General features: G+C 66.4%; 18 protein-coding genes. 11 read left to right on the top strand and 7 right to left on the bottom strand.

Annotation, left to right across the window (positions count from 1 at the left end; genetic code table 11):
* Positions 1-56: 56 nt before the first annotated feature.
* Complete coding sequence (locus tag BUE09_RS11455; protein ID WP_073301103.1) at positions 57-1,625, bottom strand: 2Fe-2S iron-sulfur cluster-binding protein; 1,569 nt, start codon at positions 1,623-1,625, stop codon at positions 57-59.
* 141 nt (positions 1,626-1,766) lie between these two features.
* Here BUE09_RS11455 and BUE09_RS11450 point away from each other — a divergent pair, with 141 nt between their 5' ends.
* The 6 genes from BUE09_RS11450 to BUE09_RS11425 all read left to right on the top strand — a co-directional run bounded on the left by BUE09_RS11450 (position 1,767) and on the right by BUE09_RS11425 (position 4,817).
* Positions 1,767-2,171, top strand: coding sequence for a DUF1924 domain-containing protein (locus tag BUE09_RS11450; protein ID WP_073301102.1), 405 nt, complete (start codon positions 1,767-1,769; stop codon positions 2,169-2,171).
* A gap of 9 nt (positions 2,172-2,180) precedes the next feature.
* Positions 2,181-2,702, top strand: a complete 522-nt coding sequence (locus BUE09_RS11445) for a diheme cytochrome c (RefSeq protein ID WP_073301101.1) — start codon at positions 2,181-2,183, stop codon at positions 2,700-2,702.
* Between the two features lie 97 nt (positions 2,703-2,799).
* Positions 2,800-3,360: an RNA polymerase sigma factor gene (locus BUE09_RS11440; protein ID WP_073301100.1), complete on the top strand. Its 561-nt coding sequence runs from the start codon at positions 2,800-2,802 to the stop codon at positions 3,358-3,360.
* Complete coding sequence (locus BUE09_RS11435; protein WP_073301099.1) at positions 3,353-3,781, top strand: anti-sigma factor family protein; 429 nt, start codon at positions 3,353-3,355, stop codon at positions 3,779-3,781. The genes BUE09_RS11440 and BUE09_RS11435 overlap by 8 nt, the downstream gene beginning before the upstream one ends.
* Complete coding sequence (locus tag BUE09_RS11430) at positions 3,778-4,242, top strand: periplasmic heavy metal sensor (RefSeq protein ID WP_073301098.1); 465 nt, start codon at positions 3,778-3,780, stop codon at positions 4,240-4,242. Before BUE09_RS11435 ends, BUE09_RS11430 begins: the two co-directional genes overlap by 4 nt.
* A gap of 92 nt (positions 4,243-4,334) precedes the next feature.
* Entirely contained in the window at positions 4,335-4,817 is a 483-nt protein-coding gene (locus tag BUE09_RS11425; RefSeq protein WP_073301097.1) for a hypothetical protein, read from the top strand.
* Positions 4,818-4,830: 13 nt separating this feature from the next.
* On the opposite strand, the gene BUE09_RS11420 is transcribed toward BUE09_RS11425, so the two are convergent.
* The 6 genes from BUE09_RS11420 to BUE09_RS11395 form a co-directional block, all read right to left on the bottom strand.
* Positions 4,831-6,969: an LTA synthase family protein gene (locus tag BUE09_RS11420; protein WP_073301096.1), complete on the bottom strand. Its 2,139-nt coding sequence runs from the start codon at positions 6,967-6,969 to the stop codon at positions 4,831-4,833.
* Positions 6,970-6,980: 11 nt separating this feature from the next.
* Positions 6,981-7,409 (bottom strand): diacylglycerol kinase, encoded by a 429-nt coding sequence (locus BUE09_RS11415; RefSeq protein WP_046617841.1) that lies wholly within the window; start codon positions 7,407-7,409, stop codon positions 6,981-6,983.
* Positions 7,399-8,118, bottom strand: coding sequence for a lipopolysaccharide kinase InaA family protein (locus tag BUE09_RS11410; RefSeq protein ID WP_003302060.1), 720 nt, complete (start codon positions 8,116-8,118; stop codon positions 7,399-7,401). The genes BUE09_RS11415 and BUE09_RS11410 overlap by 11 nt, the downstream gene beginning before the upstream one ends.
* Positions 8,119-8,120: 2 nt before the next feature.
* On the bottom strand, positions 8,121-8,798 hold the full coding sequence (locus tag BUE09_RS11405; protein WP_073301095.1) for a class I SAM-dependent methyltransferase: 678 nt from the start codon (positions 8,796-8,798) through the stop codon (positions 8,121-8,123).
* Positions 8,799-8,879: 81 nt separating this feature from the next.
* Entirely contained in the window at positions 8,880-10,157 is a 1,278-nt protein-coding gene (locus BUE09_RS11400; RefSeq protein WP_073301094.1) for a sensor histidine kinase, read from the bottom strand.
* Positions 10,147-10,830 carry a response regulator transcription factor gene (locus tag BUE09_RS11395; protein WP_073301093.1) on the bottom strand — a complete coding sequence of 228 codons (684 nt, stop codon included), beginning with the start codon at positions 10,828-10,830 and terminating at the stop codon, positions 10,147-10,149. The genes BUE09_RS11400 and BUE09_RS11395 overlap by 11 nt, the downstream gene beginning before the upstream one ends.
* A 191-nt stretch (positions 10,831-11,021) precedes the next feature.
* Between BUE09_RS11395 and BUE09_RS11390 the strand changes: the two genes are divergently transcribed.
* Genes BUE09_RS11390 through BUE09_RS11370 form a run of 5 tightly spaced genes read left to right on the top strand, consistent with a single transcriptional unit; the run spans position 11,022 to position 15,285 of the window.
* A complete protein-coding gene (locus BUE09_RS11390) occupies positions 11,022-11,711 on the top strand; it encodes a thermostable hemolysin (protein WP_073301092.1) in 690 nt (229 codons plus the stop codon).
* On the top strand, positions 11,695-13,140 hold the full coding sequence (locus tag BUE09_RS11385; RefSeq protein ID WP_073301091.1) for an AMP-binding protein: 1,446 nt from the start codon (positions 11,695-11,697) through the stop codon (positions 13,138-13,140). The genes BUE09_RS11390 and BUE09_RS11385 overlap by 17 nt, the downstream gene beginning before the upstream one ends.
* Positions 13,141-13,155: 15 nt before the next feature.
* The gene (locus tag BUE09_RS11380; protein ID WP_073301090.1) at positions 13,156-13,827 is read left to right on the top strand and encodes an iron-containing redox enzyme family protein; all 672 of its coding nucleotides are present in this window, start codon (positions 13,156-13,158) and stop codon (positions 13,825-13,827) included.
* Complete coding sequence (locus BUE09_RS20855) at positions 13,814-14,638, top strand: SDR family NAD(P)-dependent oxidoreductase (protein WP_425274900.1); 825 nt, start codon at positions 13,814-13,816, stop codon at positions 14,636-14,638. Before BUE09_RS11380 ends, BUE09_RS20855 begins: the two co-directional genes overlap by 14 nt.
* Entirely contained in the window at positions 14,635-15,285 is a 651-nt protein-coding gene (locus tag BUE09_RS11370; RefSeq protein WP_073301089.1) for a tetratricopeptide repeat protein, read from the top strand. Before BUE09_RS20855 ends, BUE09_RS11370 begins: the two co-directional genes overlap by 4 nt.
* The last annotated feature ends 57 nt before the right edge of the window (positions 15,286-15,342 follow it).

Genomic DNA, 15,342 nt, shown 5'->3' with positions numbered 1-15,342 from the left:
CTGCATCTGGGTCTCAGTCAGTCTGACCGCCACGGGCTTCGAAGGCAGTCACCGCATTAATACTCGACCTGTAACTCGGCGCTACTCGGCGTAGCCTGACAGGCAAGCACCCAGCCCTGACGGACCTGCCCTTCGCTCAGCGCCTGGTTGCTGTGCATGCTCACACTGCCGGACACCACCCGGCACCTGCAGACCGCGCAAACGCCCGAGCGGCAAGCGTTAGGCGGCTGCAGACCGGCATGCTCCATTGCATCGAGCAACACTTCACCTGCGGCCACATCGAGCTCATGACGCTGGCCTGCGAGTGTCACGTGCAGGCGGCTACCGCGCGCCGTGCGCGGCGCCACCGGCGGCTCGGCAGAGAAGCGTTCCAGATGGATCAGCGGTGCGTCGACACCATGCTCGCCAAGGGCGGCGGATACGGTTTCCATAAACGGCTTCGGTCCGCAGACGAAGGACTCGGCAGCGGGCCAGCCGGCGATCTTATCGCCAATGGCCTGACTGCTCGGTATGCCCTGTTCCGCATCAAGCCAGATGCGCAGCTGCAGCCGCTCGGGGTAGCGCTGACAGAACTCGGCCAGTTCCTCGGCGAAGATCAGCGAAGCGGCATCGCGGCTTGCATAGAACAGAAAGACCCGCCCGCGGCCCTGACACAGCACCGCCTCAAGGATCGAACGCAGCGGCGTGATACCGCTACCGGCACCCAGCAGCAGGACATCCGCATCCAGACTTTCCGGGAAGAACTGCCCGGCCGGTCGCAGCAGCTCGATGTCATCACCGGCCTGCAGATGATCGAGCAACCAGTTCGAGGCGCGCCCCCCGGCGACCCGCTTGACGGTGATGCGCAGCAGCCCGTCCTCACGCAGCGGTTGCGACAGCGAATAGCAGCGCAGCAGCGGCGGCTCGGCACAGGGCACCTTTAGTGTGACGAACTGCCCCGGCCGCGCGGCAAAGCCTGCGCGCTGGCCAGCCGGCACCTGCAGGCTGAACGAACAGGTTTCGGCGGTTTCATCCTGCCGGGAAACAATACGCAGACGGGTGAACTCGCCTGCGATGGGTGCGGGTGCGACGGGCGTGGGTGCAGCCAACGCCGTGTTCGGGCATCGAGCTGGTCCTGCCGGAGTCGTGCCGCGCAGGATCGGCCATACCATTTTGCGGCGGAACAGCAGCACGTAGCCGATGTGCAGACCGATCAGCCACAGCCCAAGGTTGGCCAACAACTCGTGCACCTCTTCGGCATCGCCGATCCAGCCGACGAAATCGATGTCGCTGGCAGCGCCAAACACGGCTGGCCCAACGCCCGGCAGGGCAGCCAGCACATCGCCGTTATCGACCATGCCTAGACCGACCAGACTGGCCAGCGCGAAGCTCGCCAGCGCACCGGCGGTCAGCCACTTGCCGATTGCCGACAGACCCGGCTTGCGCCGCTGCCCCTTCGGCGGCAGCAGCGCTGGAAAACCGCGCAGGCGCAGCGGCACGATCAGCAGGCGCCACACCAGCAATATCACCAGGCCATAGCCCAGCCAGATATGCAGCAGCTCAGCGTCGTCACCGCTCAGATAAACACCAAGGAAGAAACCGGCCAGCAGCCAGTGAAACAGGCGAAAGCGATTGAAGGCAGCCACGGTGGCGATCCTCGATGGATGGAATGCCTTCCTTGTAAGCCCCTCAGCTGAAGCGAAGCTGAATGCGATCACTTGGCCATATTCAGCTTCACGTAAGGCTTCCCGGCCTAGGCTGCGCTTATTCATCCTGGAGAGCGCACCATGAAAGCCCACCTTGTCGTCCTCGCCTGTTGCCTGAGCCTGCCGGCGCTGGCCGAAACCGAACACCCTCTGCTGGCCGGGTACGCTGCGCAGGCGCGCCAGCAGGACGCGAGCTTCGCCGGTTTTTCCGCCGAGCGCGGCAAGGCGCTGTACTTCGCCGAGGAACAGCGCAACGGCAAGACCATGAGCTGCACCACCTGTCACACCGCCGACCCGCGCGAACCGGGCAAGACACCGGCCCACCGCAACGTTGACCCGCTGGCGCCGGCAGCCAATCCGAAGCGCTTCACCGACCTGAAAAAAGTCGAGAAGTGGTTCCGCCGCAACTGCGACGACGTCTTTGCACGCGAATGCACGGCGCAGGAAAAAGGCGACTTCATCAGCTGGATCGACAGCATCAAATAGGAGCCCGCCATGAAGATCGCATCCATCGTTGCCGCTACCGGGCTGACCACCGCCCTGGCCCTGACCGGCCTCAGTCTCGCCGATGACGACGACCACGACCGCCAGCGCTACAAGCGGCCCAAGCGTCTAGTAGCGCCGAGCGACGCACCACTGGTATGGAAGGAAGAATGCGCCGCCTGCCACATGCTCTACGTGCCAGGCCTGCTGCCTGCCGATGCCTGGCGTCAGCAGATGCAGACCCTCGACGAGCACTACGGCAGCAACGCCACCCTGGACCCTGAGCAGGAGCGTGAAATTCTCGACTTCCTGCTGCGCGCCTCGTCGGTCAACCGCCTGCCAGTGGAACCATCGCCGACTGCCGGCGAGCCGCCGCGCATTAGCCAGACTCGCTGGTTCGAGCATAAGCACGATGAGGTCAGCGAAGCCAAGTTCGCCCGGGAATCAGTGGGTGGTCGCGCCAACTGCGTGGCCTGCCATCGCGACGCTGAACGCGGCGATTTCGATGACGACCGGGTGAGGATTCCGCGCTGAACGATAATGGTGGGAACATTTCGTCATCCGTTACGTTATACCCCTGCAGCAACACGGCCCGCGGCCGTGTCTGTGGTCAACCTCAATCGAGCGGTCGATGAACGAGAGTGAACAGGATTTCATCCAGCAAGCCGCGCGCGGTGATCGCCAGGCCTTCGGTGCGCTGGTGCGCACGCATCAGGCGCGCGTCTTCCACTTCATCCGGCGCCTGCTCGGCAGCGCCGACGAGGCCGCCGATCTGACGCAGGAAACCTTCATCCGCGCCTACCAGGCGCTGCCCAGGTGGCGCCCGGAGGCACGCTTCCAGACCTGGCTACTGCAGATCGCGCGCAATGCCGCGCTGGATACGCTGCGCCAGCGGCGGCACTACGTCGACCTGGCGCCGGACGAACAGGCCGAGCCGGTCGATCCCGCGCCGTCGCCGCTGCGCCGTCTGCAGAGTGCGCGTGACCTGGCGTTGCTGGAACAACTGCTGGCCCGCCTGCCCCATGAACAGCGGGAGATTCTTCTGCTGCGCGAGGTGGAAGGGCTGGCCTACGACGAACTTGCCGCCACGCTGCAAATCAACACCGGCACCGTCAAGTCGCGCCTGGCGCGTGCACGCCAGGCACTGTTACACGGCTATCGTCAGGCCAACGGAGGTACCCTCGATGACTGAGCACCTGGACATGGCGACCCTGTCTGCCTACCTCGACGATGAACTCACCGCCGCCGACCAGAGCCACGCTTGCGCCCACCTGGCGGTTTGCCCGCAATGCCGCGGCACGCTGGCCGACCTCGACAAGCTCAGCCAGGACTTGCGCGCGCTGGCCTGCCCGGCGCTGCCGGCCGAGCTGCAGGCACGTCTGCAGCGGCCCTTCCGGCAGCCGCCCGAACGTACATGGTGGTCGCGTCATTGGGCCCAGACCGTCGGCGCTGCGGCGTCGATCCTGCTCGGCCTGCTGATCGGCAGCGCGCTACCCGGCCAGCCGTCGAGCGCCTCACCCAGCCACAACCTGCTCGCCGTCCTCGGCAACGCCCCACCCGGGGCACTCTGTGCGCGCCCCGAATTCTGTTACCTGAAGGTCAACCTGAAATGAGCCAAGCCAGCCTACGCAATGCCCTGTTCCTGTCCGTGCTGGTCAACGTCGGCGTGCTCGCCGCCGCTGGCTGGCAAAAACTCAGCCACGACGGCCTACCGATGCCCTCCGGCGCGCCGACCGAACTCTCCCGCGAGCTGCAACTCAGCGCCAGCCAGCTGCAACGCTGGCACGACGCCGAGGCGCCGTTTCTGGCCTATCTACACAGCTCCAACGCCAGCCTCGCCGAACACCGTAATCGGTTGATCGAAGCGATCTTCGCCGAGCAGGTGGATCGCACGGTGATCAACGCCGAGCAGGCGAAGATCGCCGAACTGCAGAACGAACAGCAGCGTCTGCTTATCGATCAGCTGCTGCTGGAACGCGAGATCCTCGAACCGCAGCAGCGCGCGCGGCTCGCCCAGGTGCTCACGCAGCAGTCGTTCGGCGCCGGCAGCATCGAGCAACTGCACCGCAAATGACAGATTGCATGGCGCGATGGAACAAACCCGTCGCGCCTGCGTTAGAACATCAGAAGCCGCACTTCGGCGGCTCGCTTAACGGAGTTCTAGCCATGAGCCGTACATTCCAAGCCCTTTCCCTCGCCGTCATTCTCGTCAGCACCCTGGGCCATGCCGGCGCCACCCTCGCCGCCACCGGCCATGAGCACGGCCACAGCGAAGGCGCGCAGGCGCTGCAGCTCGATGCCGGCAAACGCTGGGCCACCGACGCGCCGCTGCGCCAGGCGATGGGCATTATCAACGACGACATGCGCCAGGCGCTGCCGGCGATCCACGAGAACCGCCTGCCGGCCGCACGCTACGGCGAACTGGCCGAGGTGGTGCGCAGCCAGGCCGCCTACATGGTGGAGAACTGCGAGCTGAGCGCCGATGCCGATGCCCAGCTGCACCTGATCATCGCCCAGCTGCTCAGCGGCGCCGACGCCATGAGCAGCGAAGCGAGCGCCCAGCGCGACGGTGCGGTGACCGTGGTCGGTGCGCTGGACAATTACGCCACCTACTTCGTCGACGACGGCTTCAAGCCGCTGGAACATTGACCGCCCACCACGCTCAGCCCTTATCCGGGCGCGCCGACGCGCCCACGCCGACAGTAAGCGGCGCAGCGGCAGCGCGCGGTTCTTTCTCACGCGCACCGCTGCGGTTGGCCAGCAAGCTGGCAGTCGCGGTCTGCAGGTAGGCTTCGAGCTGGCGCTGCAACTGCGCTGCCTCGGCATCCGGCGCGAGGCGTTCGCCCTGCGGGTTGGCCCCCAGGCGATAGCGATACAGGCGCGCCGCTTGCTCCTTGGGCTGTACCAGCACGCGGTCACCGCGAATCATCGCCACCGTCTGGTCGCTGCCCGAGGGTTTGATGATGCCGAAGCCCGGATCATCCACCGCCAGGCTGAGCAGATCGCGACCCCAGCACTGGTGTCGAACCTCACCGCCGAGGCGGCCCATGATCGTCGGCACCACGTCGACCTGGGTACCCACTACATCACGGCGGCTGCCGAAGCGCTCGCTGATACCCGGCGCGATCAGCAGCAGCGGTACGTTGAAGCGGAACAGGTCCATCTCGGTCACCTCCTCCGGCACCCCGAAGCCGTGATCACCGACTACCACGAACAGCGTCTGCTTGAACCAGGGCTGGTCACGCACCTGATCGAAGAACTGGCCGAGCGCCCAATCCGAATAGCGCATCGCGGTTAGGTGCTGATCCAGCGCGCCATGCCCCTCGACGGCGGCAATCGGCAACTGCTCCGGCAGCGCATAGGGCGTGTGATTGGACAGCGTCTGCAACAGCGCATAGAACGGCTTGCTGCGGTCCAGCTGCGCTAGCTCCTCGGCAGCGCGGGTGAACATGTCCTGATCGGAAACGCCCCAGGTCGGGTCGGCGACGACCGGGTCGACGTAGTCGCCGCGGCCGATAAAGCGGGTCATGCCCTGATTGCTGAAGAAGCCGGCCTGGTTGTCCCAGGCGAAATCACCGTTGTAGACGTAGAGGTCGTTGAACGCCCGTGTGCTGAGCAACTGTGGCAACCCGGAGAAGCGGTTGCCGCCTTCCGGCGTCTGCATCAGGTACTCGAAGCCCGGCAGGTTGGGGAAGCAGGCCATGCTGGCGAACATGCCCTGGTGGGTGTGGGTGCCGTTGGCGAAGAAGCGCTCGAACAGCAGCCCCTCGCCGGCCAGGCGGTCAAAATTCGGCGTGATGCCTTCCCCGCTGCCCAGCGCGCCGACGAAGCGCCCGGCGAAGCTTTCCATCAGGATCACCACCACGTTGCGCACCGGCAGCTGCCCGTCCGCCGGCGGACGGAAATCACGGCGTACCGGCGCCAGTTCGGCATCCACCAGTTGATCGTTGCCGGTCAGTAGCAGCTCGCGGGTGATCGCCTGCGCCTGCTCGGCCGGCAGCGTCGCCTTCCAGCTGTTGTCGCGGTGGCTGGAAAAGCGGTTTTTCGCCGCGTCATACAGCGACAGTGTCGCGTTCAGGCCGAGGTGATTGGCGAACATCGACTCGGTAGTAAAGGCATCGCCCCAACGCAGCGGCGGTCCCTGGCGCAGCGTGCCGCGGGCAGCCACCACGCAGACCAGTATCAGCACGCCGAATACCGCCGCACGGGTATACCAGGCCGAGCCGCGGCGGCGCGCGCCGGTCTCGCGCACAGCCGGCGCGCCACGGGTCAGCCGCTCCAGCCAGCCGAACAGGGCGTACATCGCCGCGCTCGCCACACCCCAGCTCGCCAGCAGTTGCAGTACCGGGAAGCCGTGCCAGAGCATGCTCAGCACCGTCGCCGGGTCTTCCTGCAGGTACTGGAACACCAGACTGTTCAGGCGCTGATGGAACTCGCGATAGAAGTTCAGCTCGATCAGCCCGAGCAGGATCGTCAGGCTGGCACACACACTCAACCACAGCCGCAGCAGGCCCCGGGCGGCCATCATGCGCATGCTCAGCACGCCGAGCAGCAGTGGCAGCAGGATGTACACCGTTACCCGCAGGTCGAAGCGCAGGCCGTTGCCGAACGCCTCGACGAAGCTGGCAAGCGGCGTGCTGCCGATCAGTTCGCGGTTGAACAGCAGCAAGCCCAGCCGCAGCAGCGCAAACAGCGCCAGCAGGGCCAGCGCACTGGCGAACGTGAAGCGCAGGTGCGCGGCCAGGCAATTGAAGCCGGACGCCGGGCGCTCTCGAGCAGGGCGTCGCAAAGAGGAAAGCATGGGTACGTCCTTCAGGGGATGAGGATCACCGCCCAGACCAGACCGATCAGGCACAGCGCCAGCAATTGCGCGGCGCTGCCCATGTCCTTGGCCTGTTTGGCGAGCGGATGCAGTTCGAAAGAGATGCGGTCGACCGTCGCCTCGATGGCCGAGTTGAGCAGTTCGACGATCAGGCCGAGAAACACCACGGCAATCAGCACGGCGCGCTCGACGCGGCTGACGTCGAACAGAAACGCCAAGGGAATCAGCAGCAGATTCAGCAGCACCAGCTGGCGAAACGCCGCTTCGCCTCTATAAGCGGCCTTGAGACCTGCAGCCGAATAGCCGGACGCGTACCAGATGCGCGCCAGTCCGCTGCGCCCCTTCAGCGCCGCACCGTCGGCCGGCACGTCGACGCTGGCCACGGCATCGGTAGCCGCGCAGGTCGGCTCAGATGACATCGCAGCGCAACTCGCTGAAGGTGCGGTGGGCGGCCAGCAATCGTTGCCAGTCCTGTTCCGGCATGGCCTGGCGATGACGCTTGAGCTGGCGCAGGTCATGCCGTGCCGCGGCGCTGCGCCGCAAACGGCGACGACTCTTTTCCAGATCGAGCAGCGCGACTTCGACGCTGGCCGCGTCACCTTCACCCTGAACCCTGATGAAGATGTGCTTGGGGTAGCAGCAGCCATGCTGCCAGCGTGCCTGATGAATGCGCGCCAGGGTGATCCCGACCGCCGCTAGCATGCGCTCCTGTACCGTCGGGCCGAAGCGCCCCCCCAAGTCCTGTTGATACCAGTCCTCCAGGCTGACGAAGCCTTCCAGCTCCGCCGTCACCAGCAGCGCCTGCCACTGGCCGGCCTGTTGTCGCGTGCCGCAGTAGACCAGTTCCGGCACCTGCACGCCGAGCCGGGCGAATGCTTGCAGCGCCTGCAATTCGCGCAGCACCGTGGGCCGGCCGAACGGATGCAGCAGCGAGCGATACAGGTGGCCAATCTGCCGTTTGCAGTACAGCAGCGGCTGCTGCGGATCGCGCAGCCGTATCCGTTGCACACCGCTTTCGCCGGCGCGGCGCTGGTTAGGTTCCTCGACCCATTCGCCCTGGGTGTTCCACCAGCGCTGGAAGGTGCTGGTACGCGCTTCGCGGGCCGGCAGTACGAGTGGTCGGCTCATGTTCAGCCCCGCTTGCGCAGCACGTAGACCCGCCACATGGCGTAGCCCGGGAGAAAGTCATTACGGTCGAGGATGTCGAAGCCGGCCTCGGCGAACTCCGCCTCGATCACCGAACGGGCGACGACGAAGCGGTTCTGGTTGTCCTTCGCCGGCCGGCGGCGCTCCAGGCGCTTGCGCTTCCAGGCCTTGTAGTTGCCATCGACCCACAGCGAGACGATCAGCGTGTCACGGGTGACGCGGTGGAACTCACGCAGCATCGCCAGCCGGTGCTCAGGGTCGGCGATGTGGTGCAGTAGGCGCATGCAGAAGATGTTGTCTACCGCGTTGTCACCCATGTCGATGGCGAAGGCGGAGGTCTGAAAGGTCTCGACCCGCTTGAGCACTTCCAGCGAATGCGCCGATTCGGCGATCGCCAGCATGTCGGCGGAGTTGTCGGCGGCAAAGATCATCCGGCTTGGGTGCTCGGCCAGCAGCGGCCAGAAGCGCCCGGCGCCGCACGGCAGGTCCAGCACCAGATCAGGATCGCCGGCGATCTTCAGTGCGCGGCGCGCCATCTGCTCGTCACGCCAGTGCGACAGCCGCCGGGCCAGGCCATCCTGATGCTTGTGCAGGTATTCGTAGGCGTGCTGGCGATCGTACTTGCGCGAGAACTCCAGTTCGATAGGGCTCGATGTCGTCATGGCGGGCATTCCGGTTGGAAACGGAACGCCAAACTAACCAAGCAGACATCAAGGGCACGTCAACGGGATGTGAAAAAAACATCAAACCGCGCCGTCATGAAAGCGCACCTGAAAACAGCTGCCCTGCGGTTGCCGCGGCACCACACCTACCTGCCAGCCCTGGTGCGCGCAGATCCGCTTGACCAGCGACAACCCCAGCCCCAGCCCTTCGCCGCGCCCCTCGGCACCCCGCACGAACGGCTGGAACATGCGCTCCTGCTCCGCCAGGGGAATGCCCACGCCGCTGTCCTCGACGCGAAAGCCACCTTCGTCGAGGACCAGCCGCACCGTGCCGCGGTCGGTGTAATGCAGTGCGTTGCGCAGCAGGTTAGACATCACCGTGCCGAGCAGGGTGTGGTTGTAGACGCCGCGGTCCTCGCCCTCCTCCAGCAGCTCGAAGGCCAGGCCCTTCTCCGCCAGCAACGGTGCCCAGCGCTCGCTCTGCTCGGTCGCCACGCTCCGCAAGCTGGCGTCGCCGGCCAAGGACGTCTGTTGCGGACGCGCCCGCGCCAGCATCAGGAAGGTTTCCACCAGCTCGTGCATTTCCCGCGCGGCGCGCTGGATGCGCGCCAGCGGTCGCTGCGCAGCTGGCGACAGCTCGGCCTGCTGCTCGAGCAGCTCGCAGGCGCCGAGCACCACCATCAACGGGGTGCGCAGTTCATGGCTGACATCGGCGGTGAATAGCCGCTCGCGCTCCAGGGTCTGGCGCAGCTGGCCGAGGGTGCTGTCGAACGCCGCGGCCAGATGGCCGACCTCGTCATCGGGATACTGCAGGGCCAGCGGCGGCGCCAGCGGATGCAGCTGGTCGCGGTGGCGCACCTGGTTGGCCAGGCGACTGACCGGCGCCAACACCCGGTTGGCCATCAGCCGCCCCAGCGCCCAGGCGCCGAGCACGCTGAGCAGAAAGCCGGCCAGCACGACGTTGAACAGCGCATCTTCACGGGCCTCGAACTCGTGCTGCTCCTGCACCAGCACGTAGCGGTCAGCGCCGACATTACGCACATAGACGTAGTAGGCATCGTCACCGCGAACCAGCTCGGTGAACCCCTCGCCGAGCCCGGCAAACGCCTTTGGCATCGGGTGCTCGGGCAGATGCGAGGCGAAGAAGTGGGTGCTGGTATCCAGCTGCGGTGCCCGTCCCTTTGGCAGGTCCTCGTTGAGCACGATGTCCAGGTCGCGACTCAGCTCCTCGGTGACCAGCTGCTCTTCGATGAAGTGCACGACGCCGACGATGCCGAGGGCGAACGCACCGCTCACCACCAGCGTCATCAGCGTGAAGGCGATGACGATCCGCCGCGCCAGCGGCTGCTTAGCGAGCATCGCAGTCCTCCGCCAGGCGGAAACCAAGGCCGTGCACGGTATGCAGCAACGGCTTGGCGAACGGCTTGTCGAGCACCTGGCGCAACTGGTGGATATGGCTGCGCAACGCATCGCTGTCCGGCACGTGATCACCCCAGACGGCATCTTCCAGCGCTTCGCGGCGCACCACCGCCGGGCTGCGCTGCATGAGGATCGCTAGCAGCTTGTGGCCGATAGGGTTGAGGCGAATCGGCTGGCCACCACGACTGGCTTCCAGGGTGTCCAGGTCGTAGCAGAGATTGGCCACCTGCAGCTGCCGGCGACGCGATCCATGGCAGCGACGCAGGATCGCCTCGATACGGGCAACCAGCTCGGACAGCGCGAAGGGCTTGATCAGATAGTCGTCGGCACCGGCCTGCAGCCCCTTGATGCGGTCAGGCAGCGCATCGCGGGCGGTGAGCATGATGATCGGCGTGTTGCGCCCAGCATCGTCACGCAAACGCTTGCACACCTGCAGGCCGTCGATGCCCGGCAGCATCAGGTCCAGCACGATCAGGTCGTAGTCCTGCGTGGCGGCGAGGTGCAGACCGCTGAGGCCATCCTGCGCGCAGTCGACCACGTAGCCCTTGAGCGCGAGGTAATCCAGCACGTTGGCAAGAATGTCACGGTTGTCTTCGATGACCAGGATGCGCATCGCTGGGGTACTCGCTAGAAGTTTCGGAACGGCAGACGCTGCTTATTACGCCTGCGCGCGGCGCAGAACATAGCCGAGACGATGTGAAAAAAACGTCGCCTCACCAGCCGCGCATTTAGCGCCGTGCGGCTTAAGGCTGCCTTAAGTTTGCCGCCCAACAATCGCCCCAGGCTTCTAACCGAGGTTCCCCGATGGAACTGCCCTGGGTTGATCAAACTGACGTACTGGCACGCATTGGCCGTGAGCCGGCGCTGACCCTGCAACTGGCGCAGGCCGATGCAGGCGAGCGGCGCGCAGCACTGGAACGCTTCATCCACCAACGGTTCGCCGAGCACTATCAGGCACGGGTGCGGCACTTCATGCCCTGCTTGCTCGGTCTGCACCACGAGAACGGCGAGGCGCAGGGCGCGGTTGGTCTGCGCAGCGCCCAGCGTCGGCCGCTGTTTCTCGAGCGTTATCTGGACGACCCCATCGAGCAGGCCGTGAGCCAGCGCCATGGGCGTACGGTGCCGCGCGAGGAGATCGTCGAGGTCGGCAACCTGGCTGCGTTCGGCAACGCCTCGGCGCGCCTGCTGATTGTCGCGCTGACCGATCTGCTGGTCGCCCAGGGTTTTCGCTGGGTGGTGTTCACCGGCACGCCGGCACTGCTTAACAGCTTCCAGCGCCTCGCGCTCGATCCGCTGCCGCTGGGCCTGGCCGATCCGGCGCGCATGGGCGATGAGCTCGCCGACTGGGGCAGCTACTACGCCAGCCGCCCGCAGCTGATGGCCGGCGAGATCCTGCCCGGCCACCAGCGCTTGCAGCAGCTCGGCGTGTATGCGCGGCTCGGCTATCAGCCGCTTTTCGACACCACGGAGGCGCCCCATGCAGCCTGCAGCTGAACGCTTCTGGACGACACTCGACCAGCACGCCGGCATCGCGCTGAGCGAAGGGCCGCGCCAACTGAGCTACGCCGAACTGCGCCATGAGGTGGCCGCGCGCGCCAGCCATCTGCAACGGCTCGGCGTGCAGCGCGTCGCCCTGGCGCTGGACAACGGCCTGGAATGGGCATTGTGGGATCTGGCCCTGCTGCGCGCCGGGCTGGTCTGCGTGCCGCTGCCGGGATTCTTTTCCCCGGCGCAGCAGGAGCACGTGCTGCAGCACGCCGGCATCGACTGCCTGATCGGCGGGCCGAGCGCGCTTAGCGAGCGCTGCGGCTTCCAGCAGACCGCCAATGGCCTGCTGCAGCGCCCGTCGGATGCCGCAGCGTCGGTACCGGCCGGAACGCTGACGATCACCTACACCTCCGGCACCACCGGCCAGCCCAAGGGCGTCTGCCTGGATGCCGAAGCGCAGCTGGCGGTGGCCGAGAGCCTGCGGCAGGCCAGCCGGCCCTGTGATGTTCGCCAGCACCTCTGCGTGCTGCCGCTGGCCACCCTGCTGGAAAACATCGCCGGGCTCTATGCGCCGCTGCTGGCGGGCGCGCGGGTCGAGCTGCGCCCGCTGGCGGAGATCGGCTTCGGCGGCGCGGCGGGCTTCGAGCTGCCGCGCCTGCTCGCCACGCTGCAGGCAAGCCAGCCGCACAGCCTGATCCTGCTGCCGCAGCTGTTGCTGGCGCTGGTCAGCGCCGCTGAACAGGGCGTACCGCTGCCGGATTCGCTGCGCTTTATCGCGGTGGGTGGCGGTCGCGTCGCGCCGCAGCTGTTGGAGCGCGCCGAGCGGCTCGGCCTGCCGGTGTTCGAGGGCTACGGCCTGTCCGAGTGCGCCTCGGTGGTCTGCCTGAACACACCCGATGCACGGCGCATCGGCACGGTCGGCCAGCCACTGCCGCACGTCGAGCTGCGCTTGGCCGACGATGGCGAGGTACTGGTGCGCGGCCCGCATATGCTCGGCTACCTCGGCGAACCTCCGCAGGTCGGCGAGTGGCTGCCGACCGGCGACCTCGGCCACTTCGAGGACGGCTTCCTGATCCTGCACGGGCGCAAGAAGCACCAGTTCGTCACCGCCTACGGGCGCAATGTCAACCCGGAATGGGTCGAGGCGGAGCTGGTGCAGCAGGCCCCCATCGCCCAGGCCTGGCTGCATGGCGAGGCACTGGCACAGAACGCCGCCGTGCTGGTGCCCAGACGCGGCGATTGCAGCGATGCCGAGCTGCAGGCGGCAGTCGAGCGGGTCAACGCCGGCTTGCCGGACTACGCCCGCGTGCACCACTGGCTGCGCGCCGCCGAGCCCTTCACCGCCGGTAACGGCCTGGCCACCGCCAACGGCCGGCTGCGTCGCAACGCCCTCTTCAACCATTACCAATCGGCGATCAACGCCCTTCCGTCCTGACTTTCGAGGTTCATCATGGATTTCTTCGACCAGCTGCAACACCAGACCAATGCCGAGCGCGAATACCTGCTTGGCGCGCCGATCATCCACGCAGCGCTCGCCGGCACCGCGACCCGCGCGCAGTACATCGCCTTCCTGACTCAGGCCTACCACCACGTCAAGCACACGGTACCGCTGCTGATGGCCTGCGGCGCGCGCCTGCCGGAGCGGCTGGAATGGCTGCGCGAGGCCATCGCGGAGTACATCGAGGAAGAGATAGGCCATCAGGAATGGATCCTCAACGACATCCGCGCCTGTGGCGGCGATGCCGAGGCGGTGCGCCATGGCCAGCCGGCACTGCCCACTGAGCTGATGGTCGCCTACGTCTACGACCGCATCGCGCGGCACAATCCGGCGATTTTCTTCGGCATGGTCAACGTGCTGGAGGGCACCAGCATCGCCCTGGCGACCCAGGCCGCCGGCGTGCTGCAGGACAAGCTCGGCCTGCCGGCCAAGGCGTTCAGCTACCTGACCTCCCACGGCAGCCTGGATCTGGAGCACATCGAATTCTTCAAGAGGCTGATGAACCGCCTCGACGACGAGGACGACAAGGCTGCCGTGGTGCACACCGCTCGCGTCGTCTACCGCCTCTACGGCGACATCTTCCGCAGCCTGAGCGCGCCGGAGCACGACCATGCAACTGCGTGACGCGCGCATCCTGCTGACCGGCGCCAGCGGCGGCATTGGCCAGGGGCTGGTCGAGCGGCTCTGCGCCGACGGTGCCCGACTGCTGCTAGTCGGTCGTGACAGCCTCCCGCTGGAAGCCCTCGCCCGCCGCTACCCGGAGCAAGTCAGCCTGGTCCTCGCCGACCTCAGCCAGCGCAGCGGACGGCACACGGTACTCGATGCAGCGCGGCGTTTCGGCGGCCTCAACTGCGTGATCAACGCCGCCGGGATCAACCAGTTCAGCCTGCTCGAACAGCAGAACGAGGACGCCATCGCCCGGCTGATCGGCGTCAACGTCACCGCTGACCCACCTGCTGCTGCCGCTGCTGCGCCAGCAACCGCAGGCGCTGCTGGTCAACCTTGGCTCGACCTTCGGCTCCATCGGCTACCCGGGTTTTGCCGCTTATTGCGCCAGCAAGTTCGCCCTGCGCGGCTTTTCCGAAGCGCTGCGCCGCGAGCTGGCCGACAGTCACGTCAAGGTGCTCTACATCGCGCCACGCGCCACCCGCACGGCGATGAACAGTGCCGACGTGGTGGCATGAACGACGCGCTGAAGGTGGAGATGGACGATCCGCAAGAAGTCGCCCGACAGATCGTCCATGCCATTGCCACCGAGCGCGAAGAGCTTTACCTCGGCTGGCCGGAAAAACTCTTCGTGCGCCTCAACGGCCTGCTGCCACGGCTGGTCGACCAGGCTCTGCGAATGCAGTTGCCGGTGATCAAGCGCTTCGCCGGCGCCGACCAGCCGCGGCCGCCCTCGTCCCATACCACCTCTACCGGAGAACACCCATGAAGCGTCTGCTTGCTCTGTGCAGCGTCCTGCTGGCGTTGGCCAGTCAACCCTCCTTCGCGCTCAGCCCGGCCGGTGAATCGTCGCTGCGCCAGATCCAGACGCGCTGGGCGGAGATCAACTACCAGCTGCCGGCGGCACAGCGCCAGGCGGCCTTCGCCCGTCTTGCCTCGGAGGCCGAAAGCGCGGTCGTCGGCGAACCGCAGGCCGCCGAGTTACACATCTGGCACGGCATCGTGCTCAGCACCTGGGCTGGTGCCAAGGGCGGGCTCGGCGCGCTGGGCCTGGTCAAGCAGGCCAAGACGGAACTGGAAAAAGCCATCGAGTTCGACGCGCAGGCACTCGACGGCTCGGCCTATACCAGTCTGGCCAGCCTCTACTACCAGGTGCCCGGCTGGCCGATCGGCTTCGGTGACGAGGACAAGGCCGAGGCGCTGTTCCAGCAGGCACTGGCGCTGAATCCGAACGGCATCGACCCGAACTATTTCCACGGTGACTTTCTGCTGCGCCAGAAGCGCTATGGCGAAGCGCGCACGGCGCTGGAAAAAGCACTCGCCGCGCCGGCACGCCCCGGCCGCGAACTCGCCGACACCGGCCGCCGCGAGGAAGCCCAGGCGCTGCTCGCGCAGGTCAAGGAAAAGCTGGAATAACCGGTTGCGGCGGCGTTGAATGCACAACAACGCCGCGAGCACCAAAGACGACAGGAA

The sequence above is a fragment of the Stutzerimonas xanthomarina DSM 18231 genome, assembly GCF_900129835.1.
GTDB classification, from domain to species: domain Bacteria; phylum Pseudomonadota; class Gammaproteobacteria; order Pseudomonadales; family Pseudomonadaceae; genus Stutzerimonas; species Stutzerimonas xanthomarina.
Note: the sequence above shows the minus strand (reverse complement) of the source record. Positions and strands in the feature narration are given on the sequence as shown.

Excerpts from the sequence above, each read along its gene's own strand:
- BUE09_RS11450 (WP_073301102.1), top strand. The coding sequence starts at position 1,767 with ATGAAAGCCCACCTTGTCGTCCTCGCCTGTTGCCTGAGCCTGCCGGCG.
- BUE09_RS11445 (WP_073301101.1), top strand. The coding sequence starts at position 2,181 with ATGAAGATCGCATCCATCGTTGCCGCTACCGGGCTGACCACCGCCCTG.
- BUE09_RS11440 (WP_073301100.1), top strand. The coding sequence starts at position 2,800 with ATGAACGAGAGTGAACAGGATTTCATCCAGCAAGCCGCGCGCGGTGAT.
- BUE09_RS11435 (WP_073301099.1), top strand. The coding sequence starts at position 3,353 with ATGACTGAGCACCTGGACATGGCGACCCTGTCTGCCTACCTCGACGAT.
- BUE09_RS11430 (WP_073301098.1), top strand. The coding sequence starts at position 3,778 with ATGAGCCAAGCCAGCCTACGCAATGCCCTGTTCCTGTCCGTGCTGGTC.
- BUE09_RS11425 (WP_073301097.1), top strand. The coding sequence starts at position 4,335 with ATGAGCCGTACATTCCAAGCCCTTTCCCTCGCCGTCATTCTCGTCAGC.
- BUE09_RS11420 (WP_073301096.1), bottom strand. The coding sequence starts at position 6,969 with ATGCTTTCCTCTTTGCGACGCCCTGCTCGAGAGCGCCCGGCGTCCGGC.
- BUE09_RS11415 (WP_046617841.1), bottom strand. The coding sequence starts at position 7,409 with ATGTCATCTGAGCCGACCTGCGCGGCTACCGATGCCGTGGCCAGCGTC.
- BUE09_RS11410 (WP_003302060.1), bottom strand. The coding sequence starts at position 8,118 with ATGAGCCGACCACTCGTACTGCCGGCCCGCGAAGCGCGTACCAGCACC.
- BUE09_RS11405 (WP_073301095.1), bottom strand. The coding sequence starts at position 8,798 with ATGACGACATCGAGCCCTATCGAACTGGAGTTCTCGCGCAAGTACGAT.
- BUE09_RS11400 (WP_073301094.1), bottom strand. The coding sequence starts at position 10,157 with ATGCTCGCTAAGCAGCCGCTGGCGCGGCGGATCGTCATCGCCTTCACG.
- BUE09_RS11395 (WP_073301093.1), bottom strand. The coding sequence starts at position 10,830 with ATGCGCATCCTGGTCATCGAAGACAACCGTGACATTCTTGCCAACGTG.
- BUE09_RS11390 (WP_073301092.1), top strand. The coding sequence starts at position 11,022 with ATGGAACTGCCCTGGGTTGATCAAACTGACGTACTGGCACGCATTGGC.
- BUE09_RS11385 (WP_073301091.1), top strand. The coding sequence starts at position 11,695 with ATGCAGCCTGCAGCTGAACGCTTCTGGACGACACTCGACCAGCACGCC.
- BUE09_RS11380 (WP_073301090.1), top strand. The coding sequence starts at position 13,156 with ATGGATTTCTTCGACCAGCTGCAACACCAGACCAATGCCGAGCGCGAA.
- BUE09_RS20855 (WP_425274900.1), top strand. The coding sequence starts at position 13,814 with ATGCAACTGCGTGACGCGCGCATCCTGCTGACCGGCGCCAGCGGCGGC.
- BUE09_RS11370 (WP_073301089.1), top strand. The coding sequence starts at position 14,635 with ATGAAGCGTCTGCTTGCTCTGTGCAGCGTCCTGCTGGCGTTGGCCAGT.